Here is a 15,387-nt window from a genome sequence, read left to right as displayed (position 1 = left end):
TCACAGGACGATTTTTGCGGTTAACGGTGGCAAGCCGGCCGCTTCACGCCTGATCGAACCAGCACACTTTGTTGGGGCCGGTTAGCGGGAGCGGTTCCCGGTTGAGCCGGAGCTCGACGAGCGTTGTCGTAAACGGGTAAAAAAATTTAACTTCCGTATCGCCGAGCAGGGGCGACAAATCCAAAGCCGCATGCCACGTGCCGTCCGCGTCGTATGGCTGCTGTCCGCCATTTGTATCGCCAGAGATGCCATGATACGTAACGAACGATGAGCCGGAAGAGGCGATCACGCGCAGAATCAGGCTTTGGAGGGAGCCGGGCTTCAGCTCTTCCAGATTGACATGAAAATTCCGCAGGCTCGTATCGCCGCTATACGCATGCACGTCTACATCAAAGTATTGGAGCTCTTCCGGCCCGCAGTGATGCCGCCGGCCTTCAAGCTGTACATAATAGTCCGGTACCGGTTCGCCCCGTTCGTCGATGACCCGGATCACAAACTGCTGCCAAGGGGTCAACCGGGCCATTGTGTCCCGGGTTAGGGCGTTGACGCGCCGATGCCAGTCTGCGAGTTCCTGGCCGCTCTCCACCCCGAGCGCGTCGTATACGACCGCTGCCAGTTCGTTGGATGGCTCGCGGAGAATCGTGCCGTGATTCGCTCCTTCGACCGGAATAAACGGAATGTCGACATTGCTCCAATTCGAGATGGAGATCCGCTCTTGCTTCTCTTTGTGCTTGGCCAGATCGAGGACGATTTTCCGGGAGTTCAGCGCGCAGCCTGCCCATCGTACGGTCCCGTCCGTCCCGGCGTCGCTGATCAGCTTCTTGAGGCCGCCATATCCCAGCGTACCGCAAAATGTAAACACATACGGGGTATCGCCGTTCGGGCCGTAGCAAGGCGTAAGACCGAGCAAATCGGTCTCCGCCAATTCCCAGGTGAACTTGCTCCCGAGCTCCAGTCCGTCCAAAACCCGGTCCCCGGCTTCCAGAAAGTCAGGGCCGAATTCTTTCCGGCCTTTGAATATACCGCCAAGCCAGCTTCGGCCTTTGTGAGCGAGCGGGGAGCCGAAGCTGGCCGGTGCAAGCCCGATCAGATGCTTCAAGCGGCTCCGTCTCGAGGCGTACACCGACAACCAGGAGCGCACGACGAGCATCCCGGTCGAATGGACGATCGCATCGAATTCATCGTCTCCGCCCAGGCCGATCCGTTCGCGGAGCGCACGGTCGAAACCTTCGGCGATATCCGCGATCGATACTTCGTTGGTTAACGTTTCATACGAACAGATGTGAAGGGTACGGGGATCGTAGCCAAGCTCGCACAGCTTGCCGACCCAGGTTTGAAACGACTTTCCTTTGTCGGAATAGCCGTGGATCAAGATGACGGGGCGTCTAGCCATAACACTCCTCCTAAAAAGTAACTGCGACGGCAGGCGAAGAGGCGAAAAGACGGAGAGACGGAAGCGGCAAGCGGACAAGTCTGCACGGAGGATAGGCTGTGTTGCCGCTAAACTATATATAGGGCGATTCGTTCCGATTCAGAAGCAAATTGTTGCGGCAGGCGCCCGGTGGGATGCGACTAAGTTGGAAGTAATTATTTTGGGGGGAGGCAGGTAATGGCTGCCTGTACAGCGAAGGTTATGTGGTCATGCAGTGAAGCCATGGATATTTCGTAGGCATAAGGGGAGAAGAGGAGTATGAGATACCGGACGATTCCGCGTACCGACATCCACGCGTCGTCAATCTGTCTCGGAACGGCGTCGATCGGCAGCACGCTAAGCGAAGCGGATTCCTTCAAGATGCTGGATACGTTCGTCGATTTGGGCGGCAATTTTTTGGATACGTCGCTGAATTATGCGGATTGGCAATGTGAGATCAAGAGCGTCAGCGAGAAAACAATCGGAAAGTGGATGAAGCTGAGACAGAACCGGAACCGGATCGTGGTCGGAACGAAGGGCGGCTGTCCGAAGCCGGCGGAGGGACGGTTTTTCCGGTTGTCGTGCGAGGAACTGGAGCACGACTTGCAGAAAAGTCTGAGCAATCTGCAAGTAAGCACGATCGATCTGTATTGGCTGCACCGGGACGATCCGTCGAGACCTGTCTCGGAGATGATCGATTTTCTGCACGAGCAGGTGATCGCCGGCAAGATCCGCAGTTTCGGCTGCTCCAACTGGTCGGTGGAGCGTATAGAGGAAGCGAGAGCGTATTCGGAAGCCGCGGGGAAGTACGGATTTTGCGCCAACCAGATGATGTGGAGTCTGGCCGAGCCGAATCCGGATGGAATATCGGATAAGACGCTGGCGGTTATGGATCAGGCAACGAAGAAGTATCACGAGACATACGATTTGGCGGCGGTGCCGTTTTCGTCTCAGGCCGGAGGCTTTTTCGGCCGCGCGCTCAGCCGCTCAGAGCTGGAGAAAGCCAAGCCTTCGCTCGGCAAATATTTCAACGACGTCAACTTCGGCCGTCTGGAGCGCGTACGCGAAATTGCCGGAGAGATCGGGGCGGCTCCCTCGGCGGTAGCGCTTGCCGTATTATTTGCGCAGCCGTACGCGGTCTACCCGATCATCGGCTCACGAACGACGGAGCAGTTGGCGGACAGCTGCGCCGCCGGACAGCTTCGGCTGGAGGAGAGAACCGCGAGATACATCGAGACAGGAGAATAATGCAAGAAGCCGCATCGTTTCCGGGACCCGACCGGCGAATATCGAGGCGGGTTTTGGTCTCAACGATCGAGAGGGAGGCGGAGAAAAAGGCCGACCAAGGAGGAGACGAATCATCGTGTTACCGGATCTCGCGGCATTATCGTTGTGGGAGATGGAGCGCGGGGAACGGGCCAAGTTTTTGAAGGCCGTCGGCGAGAACGGGTATGTCGACAATTATACGGGCGTCCGGATCTCGAGTACCGGCAGACGATTTTATATCATGCAAGCCACGGTGTGGAACCTCACGGATGACGACGGTACCCTTAGGGGGCAGACCGCGGCTTTCCGGGAATACCGTTATATCGAATAGCGGTCTTAACTTGGGCAGCACGGGTTGGCCGGACAGGAGCGCCCCTTACTTGTTAATCTCAACTGGCGCAGCGCATAAAGGCAGGTGAACGGCAATGGCTCTGAAGGCGTGGAAGTTGGCCCCGGGCAGCTTGAAAGTGATGTACATCAGTTCGTTTTTTATGAATTTGGGGTTTTACGCGCTGATTCCGTATTTAACGCTGCATCTTACCGGCGACTTCTTCTGGACTCTGGCACTCACCGGCGTCTTGCTCGGTGTCCGGCAAATCTCTCAGCAGGGGCTGACGTTTATCGGCGGTCTCGTAGCGGACAGGTTCGGCTGTAAGGAAACGTTAGTATTTGGCGTCGGAGTGCGTGCCGCCGGTTTTATGTCGTTTGCTTTTTGCAGCGAAGTCTGGCATTTTTTCGCCGCGGCGATCGTCTCCGGGCTGGGCGGAGCTTTGTTCGAGCCGTCCTACCAGGCCGCCTTCGCGCGGTTGACGCCGGAACAACACCGCAAGACGCTGTTTTCTTTCAAGAACATCGTATCCAATCTGGGCATGGTATCGTCCACGATCGTAGGAAGCGTGCTGAGCTCGATCGATTTCTTTTATTTGTCTGTCGCGTCCGGCAGCATCTACGTGTTGATCGGCGGACTGATCGCGTGGGGCTTGCCGCGGCTCGAAGTCGATTTTGCCCGCAACAGCGTGTTTAAAGATATCCAACTGATTTTAAAAGACGGGCCGTTCGTCGCTTATACGCTGATTCTGATCGGGTATTACTATCTGTTTATGCAATTGTTCCTGACGCTACCTCAGTTGGCCGAAGAGGTTGCCGGCGACAAAAGCGGGGTAGCCTACGTGTACGGCGCGATCTCGCTCTCTGTCATCCTGTTCCAACTGCCGATTACCGCGAAGCTGCAAAACGTTCAAAACCGGTTTTGGCTAATCGGCCTGGGGACGCTTGTGATGGGAGTCGGACTGTTCTCGTTCCTGTTTGCCTTCAACCTGATTGCGCTGTTGGCGGGATCGGTCGTTTTTGCTTTCGGAACGATGATCGCGGGCCCGCTGCTGATGGACGTCGTGCCGATGTTCGCGCCTCCCCGGCAGCTCGCCTCGTATTACGGATTCAACGGGTACTCGTTAGCCGTAGGAGGCGCGCTGAGTACGATCGCCGGCGGCTGGCTGTACGATCTGGGTGTTGCGAAAGGTTGGCCGGGCTTGCCGTGGCTCGTCTGTCTGGGCGTTGCACTGGCGGCCGCCCTTGGCCTGTTCTTGCTGAAAGACAGCCGGAACCGGTTCCAGACGAAGCCGCAATCCTGATTATACTTACGAAATAAAACGCATGGCCGGGAAGCGGAACTGTCCCAGGCGATGCGTTTTTTTGGTGAGCCGACGATTTGTTAGGGCAGTTATGGCAAAGATGAACCCTATCCGTTTCATGTACCGGGCGGCCCCGCCAATTTCATCCGGTTGCGGTGCTCCCGGGGCGACAAGCCTTTGAACTGTTTGAACTGCTTGTTAAAGTAGCTTAACGAATGAAAGCCGCATTCAAAGGCGATGTCCGTAACCGACTTGTCGGAGTAGTCGAGCAAATAAACAGCGGACTGCAGCCGAAGCCGGCTTATGAATTCATTCGGGGAGAGACTCGTCATCTCTTTGAATTTGGTATAAAACATCGTCTTGCGCATCTGAGCCATAGCTACTAACCGATCGATCGCGATGTCCTCGCTGAAATGGGACAGCACATACTCGATGACCCGGAGCACGCCCTCATCGGTGGATCGGTCGATATGCGCATCGCGATCCAGCTCGAGGTAGTACCGGTACAGGTGCACCACAATATCGATAAAAGCTTGAAATTGTTTGGCTTGCCAGCCGGGGAGACGGTTCTCTTCTTCCAGCACAGCTTGCCTTGCGGCGTCGTGAATCGCGATGGCATAAGGCGAATGCGCCGGAATGAGCGGCGAGAACCGGCTGGCCGCCGTGTAGAAAGGCCGGAGCAGCTTGCCGCCCTCGGGAATGGAACGAACGATCGACGGGGAGAACAGCAGCATAATCCAGTGAACCGGTTTCTCCGTATCCTGTACGAGGTTGTAATGAGGCTCGAAAGGCCGGAAGACGAAGACGTCTCCGGGTTTCCCGTGATAATCGCGGCCGATCAGCCGGTATTTGGCGTCGTTCTCCAGCAGGATGCTGACCTCCAGCGCATCGTGGACATGCATATCGTGTTCGGATAACCGGCCGATCTTCCGAACGAAGTTCAGCTCCCTCTCCAGTCTTACATCTTCGTAGAACATAACGACCCCGCCTATTCGCTTGATTTCCCTATCGTATCCCGGAACGCAGCTTTCGTAAAGAAGCACATCGGACGAGATCGGCCCGGGTTGAACAAAAATACAACTTTTTGCGCCGTTTCGAGCAGTTTTCGCGGCCGCATTCCTGTACATTTAGTACAAATCCAGCTGAGGAGGCGTACGAATGAGTACAGCAGTTATCTCGAACTTTGTATTGACGGAGCAAATGATAGAGGAGTTTTACCGGGAAGGATTTTTTTACGCGCCGGGATTCATTACGCCCGAAACGGTGGAGAGAATCAACAAAGAAAATGCGGATTTTGCGAACCAATCGGAAAGCGGGAAGTGGAAATCCAACGGATTCATCCATTTCGACAAAAGTGCGGCGCAATTTCCGGAAACGGCCTCATTGCTTGCCTCCAAGGCTCTGATCGAGGTGTACGAGAACATACTCGGAGACGAAGTTAGATTATGGATGGGCATGTACGCGGTTGTGCCTCCGCACGGAGAGGGACTTGCCTGGCACCAGGACAATATGTACACCCATATATTGGGGCATATGCTGAACGGTTTTATCGCGCTGGATACGATCAGTCAGGAAAATGCGGGATTGTGGCTCGCGCCGCGATCGCATCGTCTCGGACGCCAGGCGAATCTGAACGAGGACGGAGCGGAGCACCGCCGCGCCGCCGATCCGGAGAACGGGATGCCGTGCAAGCCGATGGCTCCCGGGGACGCCGTCATTTTCCATCGCGAGACGCTGCACCACAGTAAGACGAATCACACGGAAAAGCCGAGAAGAGCTTACGCGTTCCAGGTCGCATCGAAGGCGTGCCGTTATGCGGAGACGGGCAAACAGCTCACCGACCGGGAGCTTCTGTCGGCTTTGAAACGGTAAACGGATTACAACCAGTATCAGCCCTCCCCCAGGCAGGCGTTCGTTCCTAGCTTGGGTGAGGGTTTTTTCTTTAGGGCGAGGTCCGGGCAGGAGAGTCCTCGGTTCATTCTGGAGGAAACCAATACGATTGCGGGCTGAGGCCTGGATGAATACAATGGAAGTTATACATACAAATCTAGGAGGATTTTGTGAAATAGAAATAATACAATAATGCAGTCGCAAGCTGCTGGAGCGGCTGATGGGAGAACATCCATTTGCCGATTGCTGTAGCTGACCGATCAGCTTGAGCATACAGAAAAGGAGGGAATCCGTTGGCGGATTTGACTTTTATCCGATCCGGTGTACGTGGCGCGGAGATGTTGGAAGCTGCTGTTGCCGATGCGGACGTATCCGGACTGATGGTTTCGGGCTCGGTAGCGAGAGGGGATGCAGCGGAAGGATCGGATCTCGATCTGTACGTGTTATTAAAGAAGGGGTGCTCCAGAGATTTTTATACCGGGAATCACTCCGGAATTCTTCTGGAGATCAAGTATGCCGACTTCGATAAGGCGCTGGACAAACTGAACCGCAATAGCATGGAAATGTATAACTACTTGGACGGACATATCTTGTATGATCCGGAAGGGCTGGTGCAGAAGCTGTCCGTTATAGCAACCGAAAATTACAACGGTTACCGGAGCTCCCGGAAAGATAAAAAGGAGACGGCTCATTGGCTGTTAAGCGCCAAAACGAAAATGGAAGCGGCCGCCGGAGCGGGGGATTCGCTGAAGGCTTCGTTCGTGGCAAGCACGACTTCTTATAAAATACTCGAAGCGTTTTGGCTCGTCAATCATAAACCGATGCCCCCCTCCGGGGGGGTTCTGGCCTACCTGAAAGACTTGGAGCATGGAGCCGCGCTGCTGGAGGATTGGATGAGCCGCTATTCCTAGGTTCCGCTGAAGCCAGAGTTCGTGCGGCGCTGGAAATGATCGACTTTGTCCATCCGCTGCTTCAGAACGAGACCAATTAGCAAGGACGGGCGGGTATGGGAAAACAGGCTGCACGATCGCGGCAGCCTGCTCTTGCGCCTGTACAATAAGGAGTGGAACCTGTGACAGGTTCCATGAAACTCAGCATACGACCACGATCCACAACCCCCCGACCAATTGATCGCGCTCGTTCACTTGGGTAATCTCCACAACTTGCAGATCGCCCTTCCGCGCGCCCGGATTCGGCGTGATCGTCACGACCGCTTGACGCACTTCACCGGCTTTCATGCGAATCTTTTTCGCTCCTCCGGTACGGCCCGGAACGATCGGATTGTCCAAGAGGCCAATCAACGGACGATCGATCCGTTCGATCCCCTCAATCCGCTCGAATCGGTCCAGACGCCCGGAACGGATCGTAAGATCCATCCGAATCGCATCCGACCGGTCGCGGACCGGCAGCTCCTCCCCGAGATCGAGGCGGACCGCCCGGAGCGGTTTGTCGGAAAACTGGGCAAATCCGCAGCCAACGGATTGTCTCAGCATATGCAGCTGTTTGTCGTCAGCGGGCCGGATTTGCGCGGCTTTAACCTGAAAGGCGGCTGCATCTGGAGCAGGGTTCACCAGCGCGAAGGAGAACGAAAACGGCTTCATGCCATGGACCGCCGAATCGACGACGCTAATGTTTTTTTGGGCGACATGACGGTCGCCCGGTACGTCGAAAATCGCTGCGTTCGCGAAGCGGTCCGGTGGAATCGTAAGACTGACCCGGGCGAGCAGGCAGCGGTGGCCGCTGTCAGCGGGCGCCGGACTCCAGGGGAAGCTGATCGCTGCTTGACTGTACCCGCTCACCGTTAAGTAGCCGGAGCCGATCGGCGTCGCCGTAGCCGGGGTAAAGGCGGTCGACGGGTCTGCGACGAAAGCTTCGACGTAAGCGTCCACCGCATCGATGCCGCCGCCGTTCGTGACCACGACTTTCATCTGATTCATCTTGCCCGCGACGGCTTCGCTTCCTTCGGTCCCGTCCGACTTCACGATGGTGATGTCCGGACTGACCCAGAACGGCAATCCGGAAGCGAGCGGCTCCGAACCGTCGTCATAGGGGTGGGTGCGTATCAATAAATAAGTGATACCGTCAAATCGGCCTTTATCCCGGTCGGGATTGTCATTATGATCTGGAAAACGATCGTTTGGCATAGACGGATGAACCTCCATTTTCGCCCAGAGGCGGGATCTGTTCATGTTCTGCTTCGTAACAAGCGGCAATGTCCGCACGAAGATTTAAGGACGAAGATACGGGGTTTCGACCGGATTGGACGTTTCGAGATCATTTTTGGCCACCCACGTTTTCCAGCCGTACCCCCGGTCGCCGTCCAGGTTGTAATCCGGCAGCTTCTCCATCCGTTCGCCGATCAGCCGGGCGCAGAAATCGATGGCGCTGCCGAACTGTGCCGTATCCCACGTCAGCGAATCGACGTGGTGAGTAAACTGCATCCCTTCTCCGTACGGATCGTCACATTCATGGAGATGCTCCGCCAGCGGCTGGAACGGCCAGCTGCCGCTGATGAAAGCTTCGGGATATTGTCCATGGAACGGCTTCGGCGCAGGTTCGGCGTGTTCGCGTTCCCGGGCGGTAGTCGGGTAGATCAGATGATGCTCGGTCGTTCCGAACATCCCGTGACTTTCCTGCTTGCGCGGGTATTGGTAGAAGTTCGCATAAGCGCCGCCGGTCGTATGGGCGTAGGCTGTGTTGAGCAGCGCTTTGCCCCAGGGCATCTTGTCCAGATCCCGCGGCTCGGGGAACAGATAACCGCCCAGCACGAGACTGAACCGGACGTTGTCGTAGATTTCCCAGATTCCTTTCTGGATCTGGTACAACAGCCACTTGATCAGGCCGGTCGCTTCTAGATAGGGGAGTGTCAAAATATCTTTCGCATGGGTAATGATCCAGTCGATGGTATACTCCACCACATCGGCCAGCCACTTCGCAAAAGCGAAAAGCGCTTCGAGAATCGAGCCGACGCTGAATCCGCCGCCGCTCGGCCCGCTGCTGGGAGGGGACGGAAATCCGCTGGTGTAGTCGTTGATAAGCGCTGCGGTGGCGCTGCCCGGAGGAGGGACCGGTACGGGCTTCTTGGCGTCGCCGATCGTTGTCGATCGTTCGTACCATTTCATCCAGAGCCGGTAGGTCGTATCCAGATCGGCGCCGTTCATGGAGATCGGGTGTTCGATATCGGAGTAGGTGACGTCCATCGCCTTGACCAGCAAATGTTGCAGCTTCTCCGGAAGCTTGCCGTCCGGAAATTCGCAGAGCCGGTAGTAGTAACTTCCGGAGATGGCGTCCGGGATGTAGGTATCTTTAGAGGTGAGTCTTAAGCAGGAGGTAATCGCGCGGCTGTCGGGATAATGCTTTCTGGCGTAAGCGTCGATCCAGTTTTCGACCAGCTTGTGCCGGTGCCAATGCGTCCGGAACGGACCGCCTACGATCGAATTGACGAAAGGATGTCCGACGACGTCCGTCCCGATATGGCTTGCATATCCGAGGCAATACTTCATCAAATCTTTATCACCTTGGGCGAGGTTCCACATATTCGAGCAAAATTGGCCGGTTCTCCGGTAATGCAGGAAATCGAACCAATACCACTCTTTTTCCGGTGCGCCTTGCTGGATCTTCGGATAAAACGGATAAAACAGATCGACGTGGCTGGTCACAACTTTGCCCGCTGCAGTGAGAAGCGTGTTCGATGCAAGTGCGGCCGTATCCTTAATCTGACTGAACAAGCCTTGAAATAAAGCTTCGTCCAGCGCGGCCGTCGCGTCGTCGATCGCATCTTCGACGGGCTGGATCGTATGTTCGTAGAAGTCGCGCAGAGGTTCCATGGCGTCGTACACGGAAAACATAAAATTGACAAGATCGTCGAGCGGAGTGTCGTACTCCTTTAGGGAAAAAAATAAAAAATCCGGTCCGATGCTGCCGAAAGCGGCATAAGGACTGCAGGAATCGCTAAGCAGCTCGGCATAGTCGCGGTTCGTTTTGCGCATAGCTCTGCCCAATCGCTGCTGTACGATCATGTGAACGATAGATCCCGGCATGAAGGCTCATCCTCCTTGTCAGTATGAAAGACGAATGAAAGAAAAGATAACACAGGTGAGACAAGGAAGATGCTACCATAACCTTTGTCCAGTACAAGACCCAAAACGATCAGGCGCTTAAAAATAAGCTTCTTCTCCTAGTAGCTGTACGGCCTGGTAGAAATATGGCGGATTCGCTCGAATGCGGATGATGTTCCGCATCACGTTGCACTGCTGCGGTTACGCGGGATTATTCATTATTGAATGGAAACCGCAATAAAAACGAATCGTTTTGACGGCAGACCGATAACTGATACACTAAGTTTGAAACTTTCACTTATTGACGTAAAGAAACGAGGGAACTCTGTGCGGGAATTTTCCATCCGCCTTTCGGACCGGCGCAAGCCTTTGTTTTACCAAATCTACAGCTATTTCAAAAATCAAATTATCGCGGGACAGCTCCAGCCCGGATCGTTCCTGCCCTCGATCCGGACGTGTGCGTCGTCGATGAAGGTGAGCAAAAATACGGCGGAAGCCGCCTATCAGCTGCTTGCTTCGGAAGGTTATGTCACGAACATCCCCAAGAAAGGGTTTCAGGTGGCGGATCGAAACGAAACCCCGGCACACGGGCAAGCTTCGCTATCCATCGAGGACAACTCCCGCCGCCTGATGTACGATTTTCGCTACGGGAATATGGAGCTGGATTCTTTTCCTTTCAAGCAGTGGAATAAACTGCGCAACACCGTGGTGGCGGCCAACCAGTCGGAATACAGGGTCGAAGGTGATCCGGCGGGAGAATTAACGCTTCGGAACGAATTATCGAGGCTGCTGTACGAGGCGAGGGGAGTCCGCGCCCATCCGGAGCAGATTCTGATCGGCTCTACGCCGCAACAGCTCGTTTCCCTCCTATGCCAGCTGCTGCAGCCGCACCTGTACCGTATCGGAGTCGAAAATCCCGGTTATGACGGCGCACGGAATACGTTTATTAATTACGGATTTCAGGTGAGCCCGATCCCGCTCGATTCGGACGGACTCTTGATGGAGCAACTGGAAGCGAGCCGCGCCAATGTGATGTACGTAAGCCCGTCTCAGCAATTCGTTAACAAGATGGCGATGTCCGAGGCGAAGCGGCAGCAGCTCGTTCATTGGGTGAGTCGTAACGGGTATCTGATCGAAGACGATTACGAATGGGAGTATAAGTATGAAGACCGGTTTCTGCCCTCCATCCAAAGTCTGGCTCCGGACAAAGTGATCTACGTCGGCAGAATTTCCAAGACGCTGCTGCCGGCGGCGAATATCAGCTATCTGATCCTGCCGTATGAGATGCTCTCTGCCTTTTACGCGAAAGTTCCCGAATATGACCAGCCGGTTGCCAGACTGGACCAATTGACATTCGCCTCGTATGTCGGCGAAGGATACTGGTACAAGCATCTTCAGAAAATGCGGAAGACGTACGAGGCGAAGCGGAGGACGTTTTTCGATGCGGTCTCTTTGTATTTCGGCAGTTCGGCGGAGGCGGAATCCAAAGACGCCGGACTGCATGCTTTTTTCACGGTCAAGAGCGGGCGCAGCGAATCCGAGCTGATCGAACGGGCTCTCGCCAAAGGAGTGCAAGTGTACGGTACGTCACGGTACTGGACACGGCGGACAGAAGCGTATCCGACGCTGCTGCTGGGCTATGGGGCGTTAAGCGGCCCGGACATCCGCACCGGCATCCGGCTGCTTGCTGAAGCGTGGCTTGAAGCCGATATCCGGTGAGGGGGCGCTTTTTTCTCTTTTCTTATTTTTCATCACCCATTGCTCACGCTTGTCCTATTCAATATGTTCATTCTGTCCCTTCCGCCGGCCGATGGTTCTGTTTACTATGGAGCATAGATTCTTTCATAAGGTGGCTGAGGACATGAACTTTATTTTTGACTTGGACGGTACGATTTGCTTTAAAGGGCAGAAGATCTCAAGCGGAATTGCAGACTTGCTGGTCGAGCTGGAGCAAGCCGGCCATGTTGTCGGTTTTGCTTCCGCCCGTCCTTGCCGGGATATGCTTCCCGTCTTGGATGAACGGTTGAGAAACCGGCTTCTGATCGGAGCCAACGGGGCGATGACTTATTTCGGGGGCGAGCTTCAAGCCTCGGTTCCGATCCCTGCCGGACTTGCGAAGGAACTGCTGCATCTTTTACAAGAGTTCGATGCCGAATATCTAATCGACGACAGATGGAATTACGCCTGCCGCATGGCGGATTCGCATCCCTTCCTCCGCTTTGTAGACCCGGACAAGCTCGCGGCCCGCATCGAATTGGACCAGATCGAATCGTATATGAAAATCGTAGTGCTGTCCGGCTCCGATTTCGGCGAGTTATCCCGGAGATTGGAGCGGATGGACGTAACGATCCACCACCATTCGACAGAAGGAATACTCGATCTGACCTACAAGGGCGTAAACAAAATGTCGGCTCTGGAGTTGTCGGGTATTCCCGGCGGTCCGTTCGTCTGCTTCGGAAACGACATGAACGATCTGCCGCTGTTCGAGAAGGCCCATCATTCGGTGGCGATCGGGGATTACGAGCCTTTACTGCGAATCGCGAAGGAACGAATCCCGGCAGACGAGCATACGGAATGCAGCATCATCCGTAAGCTTCGCGAGCTGGGCGAACGATATGCATGACTTTCGGATCAAAACGTCTGGCTTCAACCTGTCTCCTTATGGAAGGGACAGGTTTTTTCATGCCAAAAGTCGCATTTCCGTATGGCCAGGGAGGCGGGAAATTGGGAGTTATGCTTTTTTCGCAAACAGGTCTGCCCGGGCTCGCGCGGGGAACGTTTACAAATCTTCCAAGTCGTTTTACAATATTTAACTTGTATGCAGGAGACGATCATGCTACAAATAAGGAATATAGTGCCAAACGAATTCCAGAGATTAACTGAAATGATTCAAATGTAACAACGGAGTATCCTATATAGTGGGAAAACGACAAATTTCACCATAAGAAACATCAAAAACTTCATCGAAAAATGACGATGAATGGCGTTTTCTGCCATGGAAATGTTTAAAAACACTTGAAATAATTATTATATAAGTTATTATAGTACGTAAGACTCAGTATATGGATGTTTCATAACAGAAAAAGGCACACTGTCCGAAAGGGCAGGCCGCAAAGCTACAGGGGCTACCCCTTCCGTCCCGCACGGAAGGCATGCCAGCCAGTTGCCTGTCACCAACGGCCAGTGGAGTCTATGGAGGTGACAATTACTTTGTCGCCTTTTTTTGTGTGCGCAGAAAGGGGGAGATGCGATAAACCCGGCATAAGGCTCGACATTTACGGCCATTATCCACTAAGCAATATACCAATGGAGGGTAGAGTATATGACGAAAGGCTTTCGAAAAAAAATAGCTCTTATTACGCTCATATTCACCTTATGTTTCAGCAGCATCGCCGCGGCGGCGCAATCGACAGGCCGTCCGACCACGATGGGGACGAACGGCATGGTAACTACCCAGCATTATCTGGCTTCCGCAGCGGCGCTCAAAGTGCTCCAGGACGGCGGTAATGCGGTTGATGCGGCGATCGCGGCGGCGGCTGTTTTGTCGGTCGTATATCCGCACTACGTCAGCATCGGCGGAGACGCGTTCTGGATGGTTTACAATGCGGAAACGAAAGAGCTGAAAGCATTAAACGCGAGCGGCCGCTCCGGGGAAAATGTCACGATCGATTTCTACAAAAACCTCGGCTACAGCCAAATCCCAAGCCGCGGCTACTTGTCGGCCAACACCGTGCCCGGCGCCGTATCGGGCTGGGAAGAAGCATACAAATACGCCAAAACGTCGATGAAAAACAGCTTGCCGTGGGATCGACTGCTGGAGCCGGCAATCCAGTATGCAGGCAAAGGCTTCCCGGTTACACCGAACCAGGAGCTCTGGACGATTATCGATACCGATACGACGCAGCCGGAGATCAAAAATCTGCAGCGGTTCGAGACGTTCCGCAACACCTTTTTGAAGCCGAACGGCGACGTGTACAAAGCCGGAGATTTGTTCGTTCAGAAAGATTTGGCCCATACGCTCGAGCAGATTGCCAAAAAAGGAGCCGACGGGTTCTATAAAGGCGAAGTGGCCGAGAAAATTGTCGCGGACATTCAGAAGCACGGCGGCGTAATGACGAAAAAAGATTATGCCGACCACAAGGCGAACTGGGTAGACCCGATCTCGGCGAACTACCGCGGCTATACGGCTTACAATTTCCCGCCGAACACGCAGGGCATGGCATCCTTGTCGATCCTGAACATTTTGAACAACTTCGATCTGAAAAACGACGTGGAAGAAGGCAGTGCCGATTACTATCACTTGATTGTCGAAGCGACGAAGCACGCCTTTGCCGATCGGGACAAGTGGTTGACGGACCCGGAATTCGCCGATATTCCGGTGGATGAGATTTTGTCGAAAGAACGTGGAATCGAGCTTGCTTCCCGGATCGACATGACGCAAGTATCGAATAACTTGAAGCCGCTCGATCCGAAGGGCGATACGGTCTGGCTGGGGATCGTGGACAAAGACGGAAACGCTGTATCGATGATTCAGAGCCACTACTTTGACTACGGCTCGGGCGTCGTAGCCGACGGTACGGGCGTATTGCTGCAAAACCGCGGCAGCTTCTTCTCCCTGGACCCGGATCATATCAACCGTCTGGAGCCGAACAAACGGACGTTCCATACGCTGAACCCGGCGATGCTTTTCAAGCACGGCAAGCCTTATCTGGTGTACGGTACGCAAGGGGGAGAGGGACAGCCGCAAACGCAAACCTCGCTCGTGACCCGGATTATCGATTACGGATTTACGGTGCAGCAAGCGATCGAGGCGCCTAGATGGCTGTACGGCCGGACGGTCGGCGCCCAGTCGAACGACGTGAAGGTCGAAGGAAGAATTCCGAAAGAAGTGCAGGACGAGCTGATTCGGAGAGGCCACTCGATCGTTGAGCTTGAAGCTTACACGGACATTATGGGACAATCCGGCGCAATTCTGATTCATCCGGATACGAATGTGAAATTTGGCGGAGCAGACCCACGTGGGGAAGGGGCCGCACTCGGTTACTAATTGGTCGCTCCTTATCGCTTAGGTTTCGGCAGACAGGCAGCCGGATCTGAGCATAAGGAGCCTTCTTGTGACTGGACATCGGCT

Annotated in this window: 12 protein-coding genes and 1 riboswitch; of the genes, 8 read left to right on the top strand and 4 right to left on the bottom strand. The window is 54.6% G+C overall.

The features are described from left to right. Positions 1-43: 43 nt before the first annotated feature. Positions 44-1,393, bottom strand: coding sequence for an esterase/lipase family protein (locus tag AC3Y2E_RS10370; protein ID WP_379209812.1), 1,350 nt, complete (start codon positions 1,391-1,393; stop codon positions 44-46). A gap of 297 nt (positions 1,394-1,690) precedes the next feature. Between AC3Y2E_RS10370 and AC3Y2E_RS10365 the strand changes: the two genes are divergently transcribed. The 3 genes from AC3Y2E_RS10365 (at position 1,691) to AC3Y2E_RS10355 (ending at position 4,308) form a co-directional block, all read left to right on the top strand. Next, on the top strand, positions 1,691-2,659 hold the full coding sequence (locus AC3Y2E_RS10365; RefSeq protein ID WP_379209810.1) for an aldo/keto reductase: 969 nt from the start codon (positions 1,691-1,693) through the stop codon (positions 2,657-2,659). Positions 2,660-2,774: 115 nt separating this feature from the next. Next, entirely contained in the window at positions 2,775-3,008 is a 234-nt protein-coding gene (locus AC3Y2E_RS10360; RefSeq protein WP_379209808.1) for an MEKHLA domain-containing protein, read from the top strand. 94 nt (positions 3,009-3,102) lie between these two features. Then, positions 3,103-4,308: an MFS transporter gene (locus tag AC3Y2E_RS10355; RefSeq protein ID WP_379209806.1), complete on the top strand. Its 1,206-nt coding sequence runs from the start codon at positions 3,103-3,105 to the stop codon at positions 4,306-4,308. A 116-nt stretch (positions 4,309-4,424) separates the two neighbouring features. Here the strand turns inward: AC3Y2E_RS10355 and AC3Y2E_RS10350 are convergent, their stop codons facing one another. Further along, entirely contained in the window at positions 4,425-5,285 is an 861-nt protein-coding gene (locus tag AC3Y2E_RS10350; protein ID WP_379209804.1) for a helix-turn-helix domain-containing protein, read from the bottom strand. 181 nt (positions 5,286-5,466) lie between these two features. Between AC3Y2E_RS10350 and AC3Y2E_RS10345 the strand changes: the two genes are divergently transcribed. Continuing rightward, on the top strand, positions 5,467-6,180 hold the full coding sequence (locus tag AC3Y2E_RS10345) for a phytanoyl-CoA dioxygenase family protein (RefSeq protein ID WP_190931271.1): 714 nt from the start codon (positions 5,467-5,469) through the stop codon (positions 6,178-6,180). Positions 6,181-6,491: 311 nt separating this feature from the next. Beyond that, on the top strand, positions 6,492-7,109 hold the full coding sequence (locus AC3Y2E_RS10340) for a nucleotidyltransferase domain-containing protein (RefSeq protein ID WP_379209801.1): 618 nt from the start codon (positions 6,492-6,494) through the stop codon (positions 7,107-7,109). 180 nt (positions 7,110-7,289) lie between these two features. Here AC3Y2E_RS10340 and AC3Y2E_RS10335 read toward each other — a convergent pair whose 3' ends face one another. Both AC3Y2E_RS10335 and AC3Y2E_RS10330 read right to left on the bottom strand, forming a co-directional pair. Next, entirely contained in the window at positions 7,290-8,342 is a 1,053-nt protein-coding gene (locus AC3Y2E_RS10335) for a hypothetical protein (RefSeq protein WP_379209799.1), read from the bottom strand. A gap of 84 nt (positions 8,343-8,426) precedes the next feature. Next, on the bottom strand, positions 8,427-10,238 hold the full coding sequence (locus tag AC3Y2E_RS10330) for a hypothetical protein (protein WP_379209797.1): 1,812 nt from the start codon (positions 10,236-10,238) through the stop codon (positions 8,427-8,429). A gap of 345 nt (positions 10,239-10,583) precedes the next feature. Between AC3Y2E_RS10330 and pdxR the strand changes: the two genes are divergently transcribed. The 3 genes from pdxR (at position 10,584) to ggt (ending at position 15,303) form a co-directional block, all read left to right on the top strand. Continuing rightward, positions 10,584-11,975 (top strand): MocR-like pyridoxine biosynthesis transcription factor PdxR, encoded by a 1,392-nt coding sequence (pdxR, locus tag AC3Y2E_RS10325; protein ID WP_379209795.1) that lies wholly within the window; start codon positions 10,584-10,586, stop codon positions 11,973-11,975. 142 nt (positions 11,976-12,117) lie between these two features. Continuing rightward, positions 12,118-12,879: an HAD-IIB family hydrolase gene (locus tag AC3Y2E_RS10320; RefSeq protein ID WP_379209793.1), complete on the top strand. Its 762-nt coding sequence runs from the start codon at positions 12,118-12,120 to the stop codon at positions 12,877-12,879. A gap of 452 nt (positions 12,880-13,331) precedes the next feature. Then, positions 13,332-13,427: riboswitch (cyclic di-GMP riboswitch) on the top strand. A gap of 256 nt (positions 13,428-13,683) precedes the next feature. Continuing rightward, complete coding sequence (ggt, locus tag AC3Y2E_RS10315; protein ID WP_379209920.1) at positions 13,684-15,303, top strand: gamma-glutamyltransferase; 1,620 nt, start codon at positions 13,684-13,686, stop codon at positions 15,301-15,303. The last annotated feature ends 84 nt before the right edge of the window (positions 15,304-15,387 follow it).

Source organism: Paenibacillus sp. MAH-35, from assembly GCF_058135425.1.
This window is presented reverse-complemented; position numbering and strand designations above follow the sequence as displayed.

Bases quoted from the DNA above. Each gene is read 5' to 3' on its own strand.
- AC3Y2E_RS10370 (WP_379209812.1), bottom strand. From the start codon at position 1,393: ATGGCTAGACGCCCCGTCATCTTGATCCACGGCTATTCCGACAAAGGA.
- AC3Y2E_RS10365 (WP_379209810.1), top strand. From the start codon at position 1,691: ATGAGATACCGGACGATTCCGCGTACCGACATCCACGCGTCGTCAATC.
- AC3Y2E_RS10355 (WP_379209806.1), top strand. From the start codon at position 3,103: ATGGCTCTGAAGGCGTGGAAGTTGGCCCCGGGCAGCTTGAAAGTGATG.
- AC3Y2E_RS10350 (WP_379209804.1), bottom strand. From the start codon at position 5,285: ATGTTCTACGAAGATGTAAGACTGGAGAGGGAGCTGAACTTCGTTCGG.
- AC3Y2E_RS10345 (WP_190931271.1), top strand. From the start codon at position 5,467: ATGAGTACAGCAGTTATCTCGAACTTTGTATTGACGGAGCAAATGATA.
- AC3Y2E_RS10335 (WP_379209799.1), bottom strand. From the start codon at position 8,342: ATGCCAAACGATCGTTTTCCAGATCATAATGACAATCCCGACCGGGAT.
- AC3Y2E_RS10330 (WP_379209797.1), bottom strand. From the start codon at position 10,238: ATGCCGGGATCTATCGTTCACATGATCGTACAGCAGCGATTGGGCAGA.
- AC3Y2E_RS10320 (WP_379209793.1), top strand. From the start codon at position 12,118: ATGAACTTTATTTTTGACTTGGACGGTACGATTTGCTTTAAAGGGCAG.
- ggt (WP_379209920.1), top strand. From the start codon at position 13,684: ATGGGGACGAACGGCATGGTAACTACCCAGCATTATCTGGCTTCCGCA.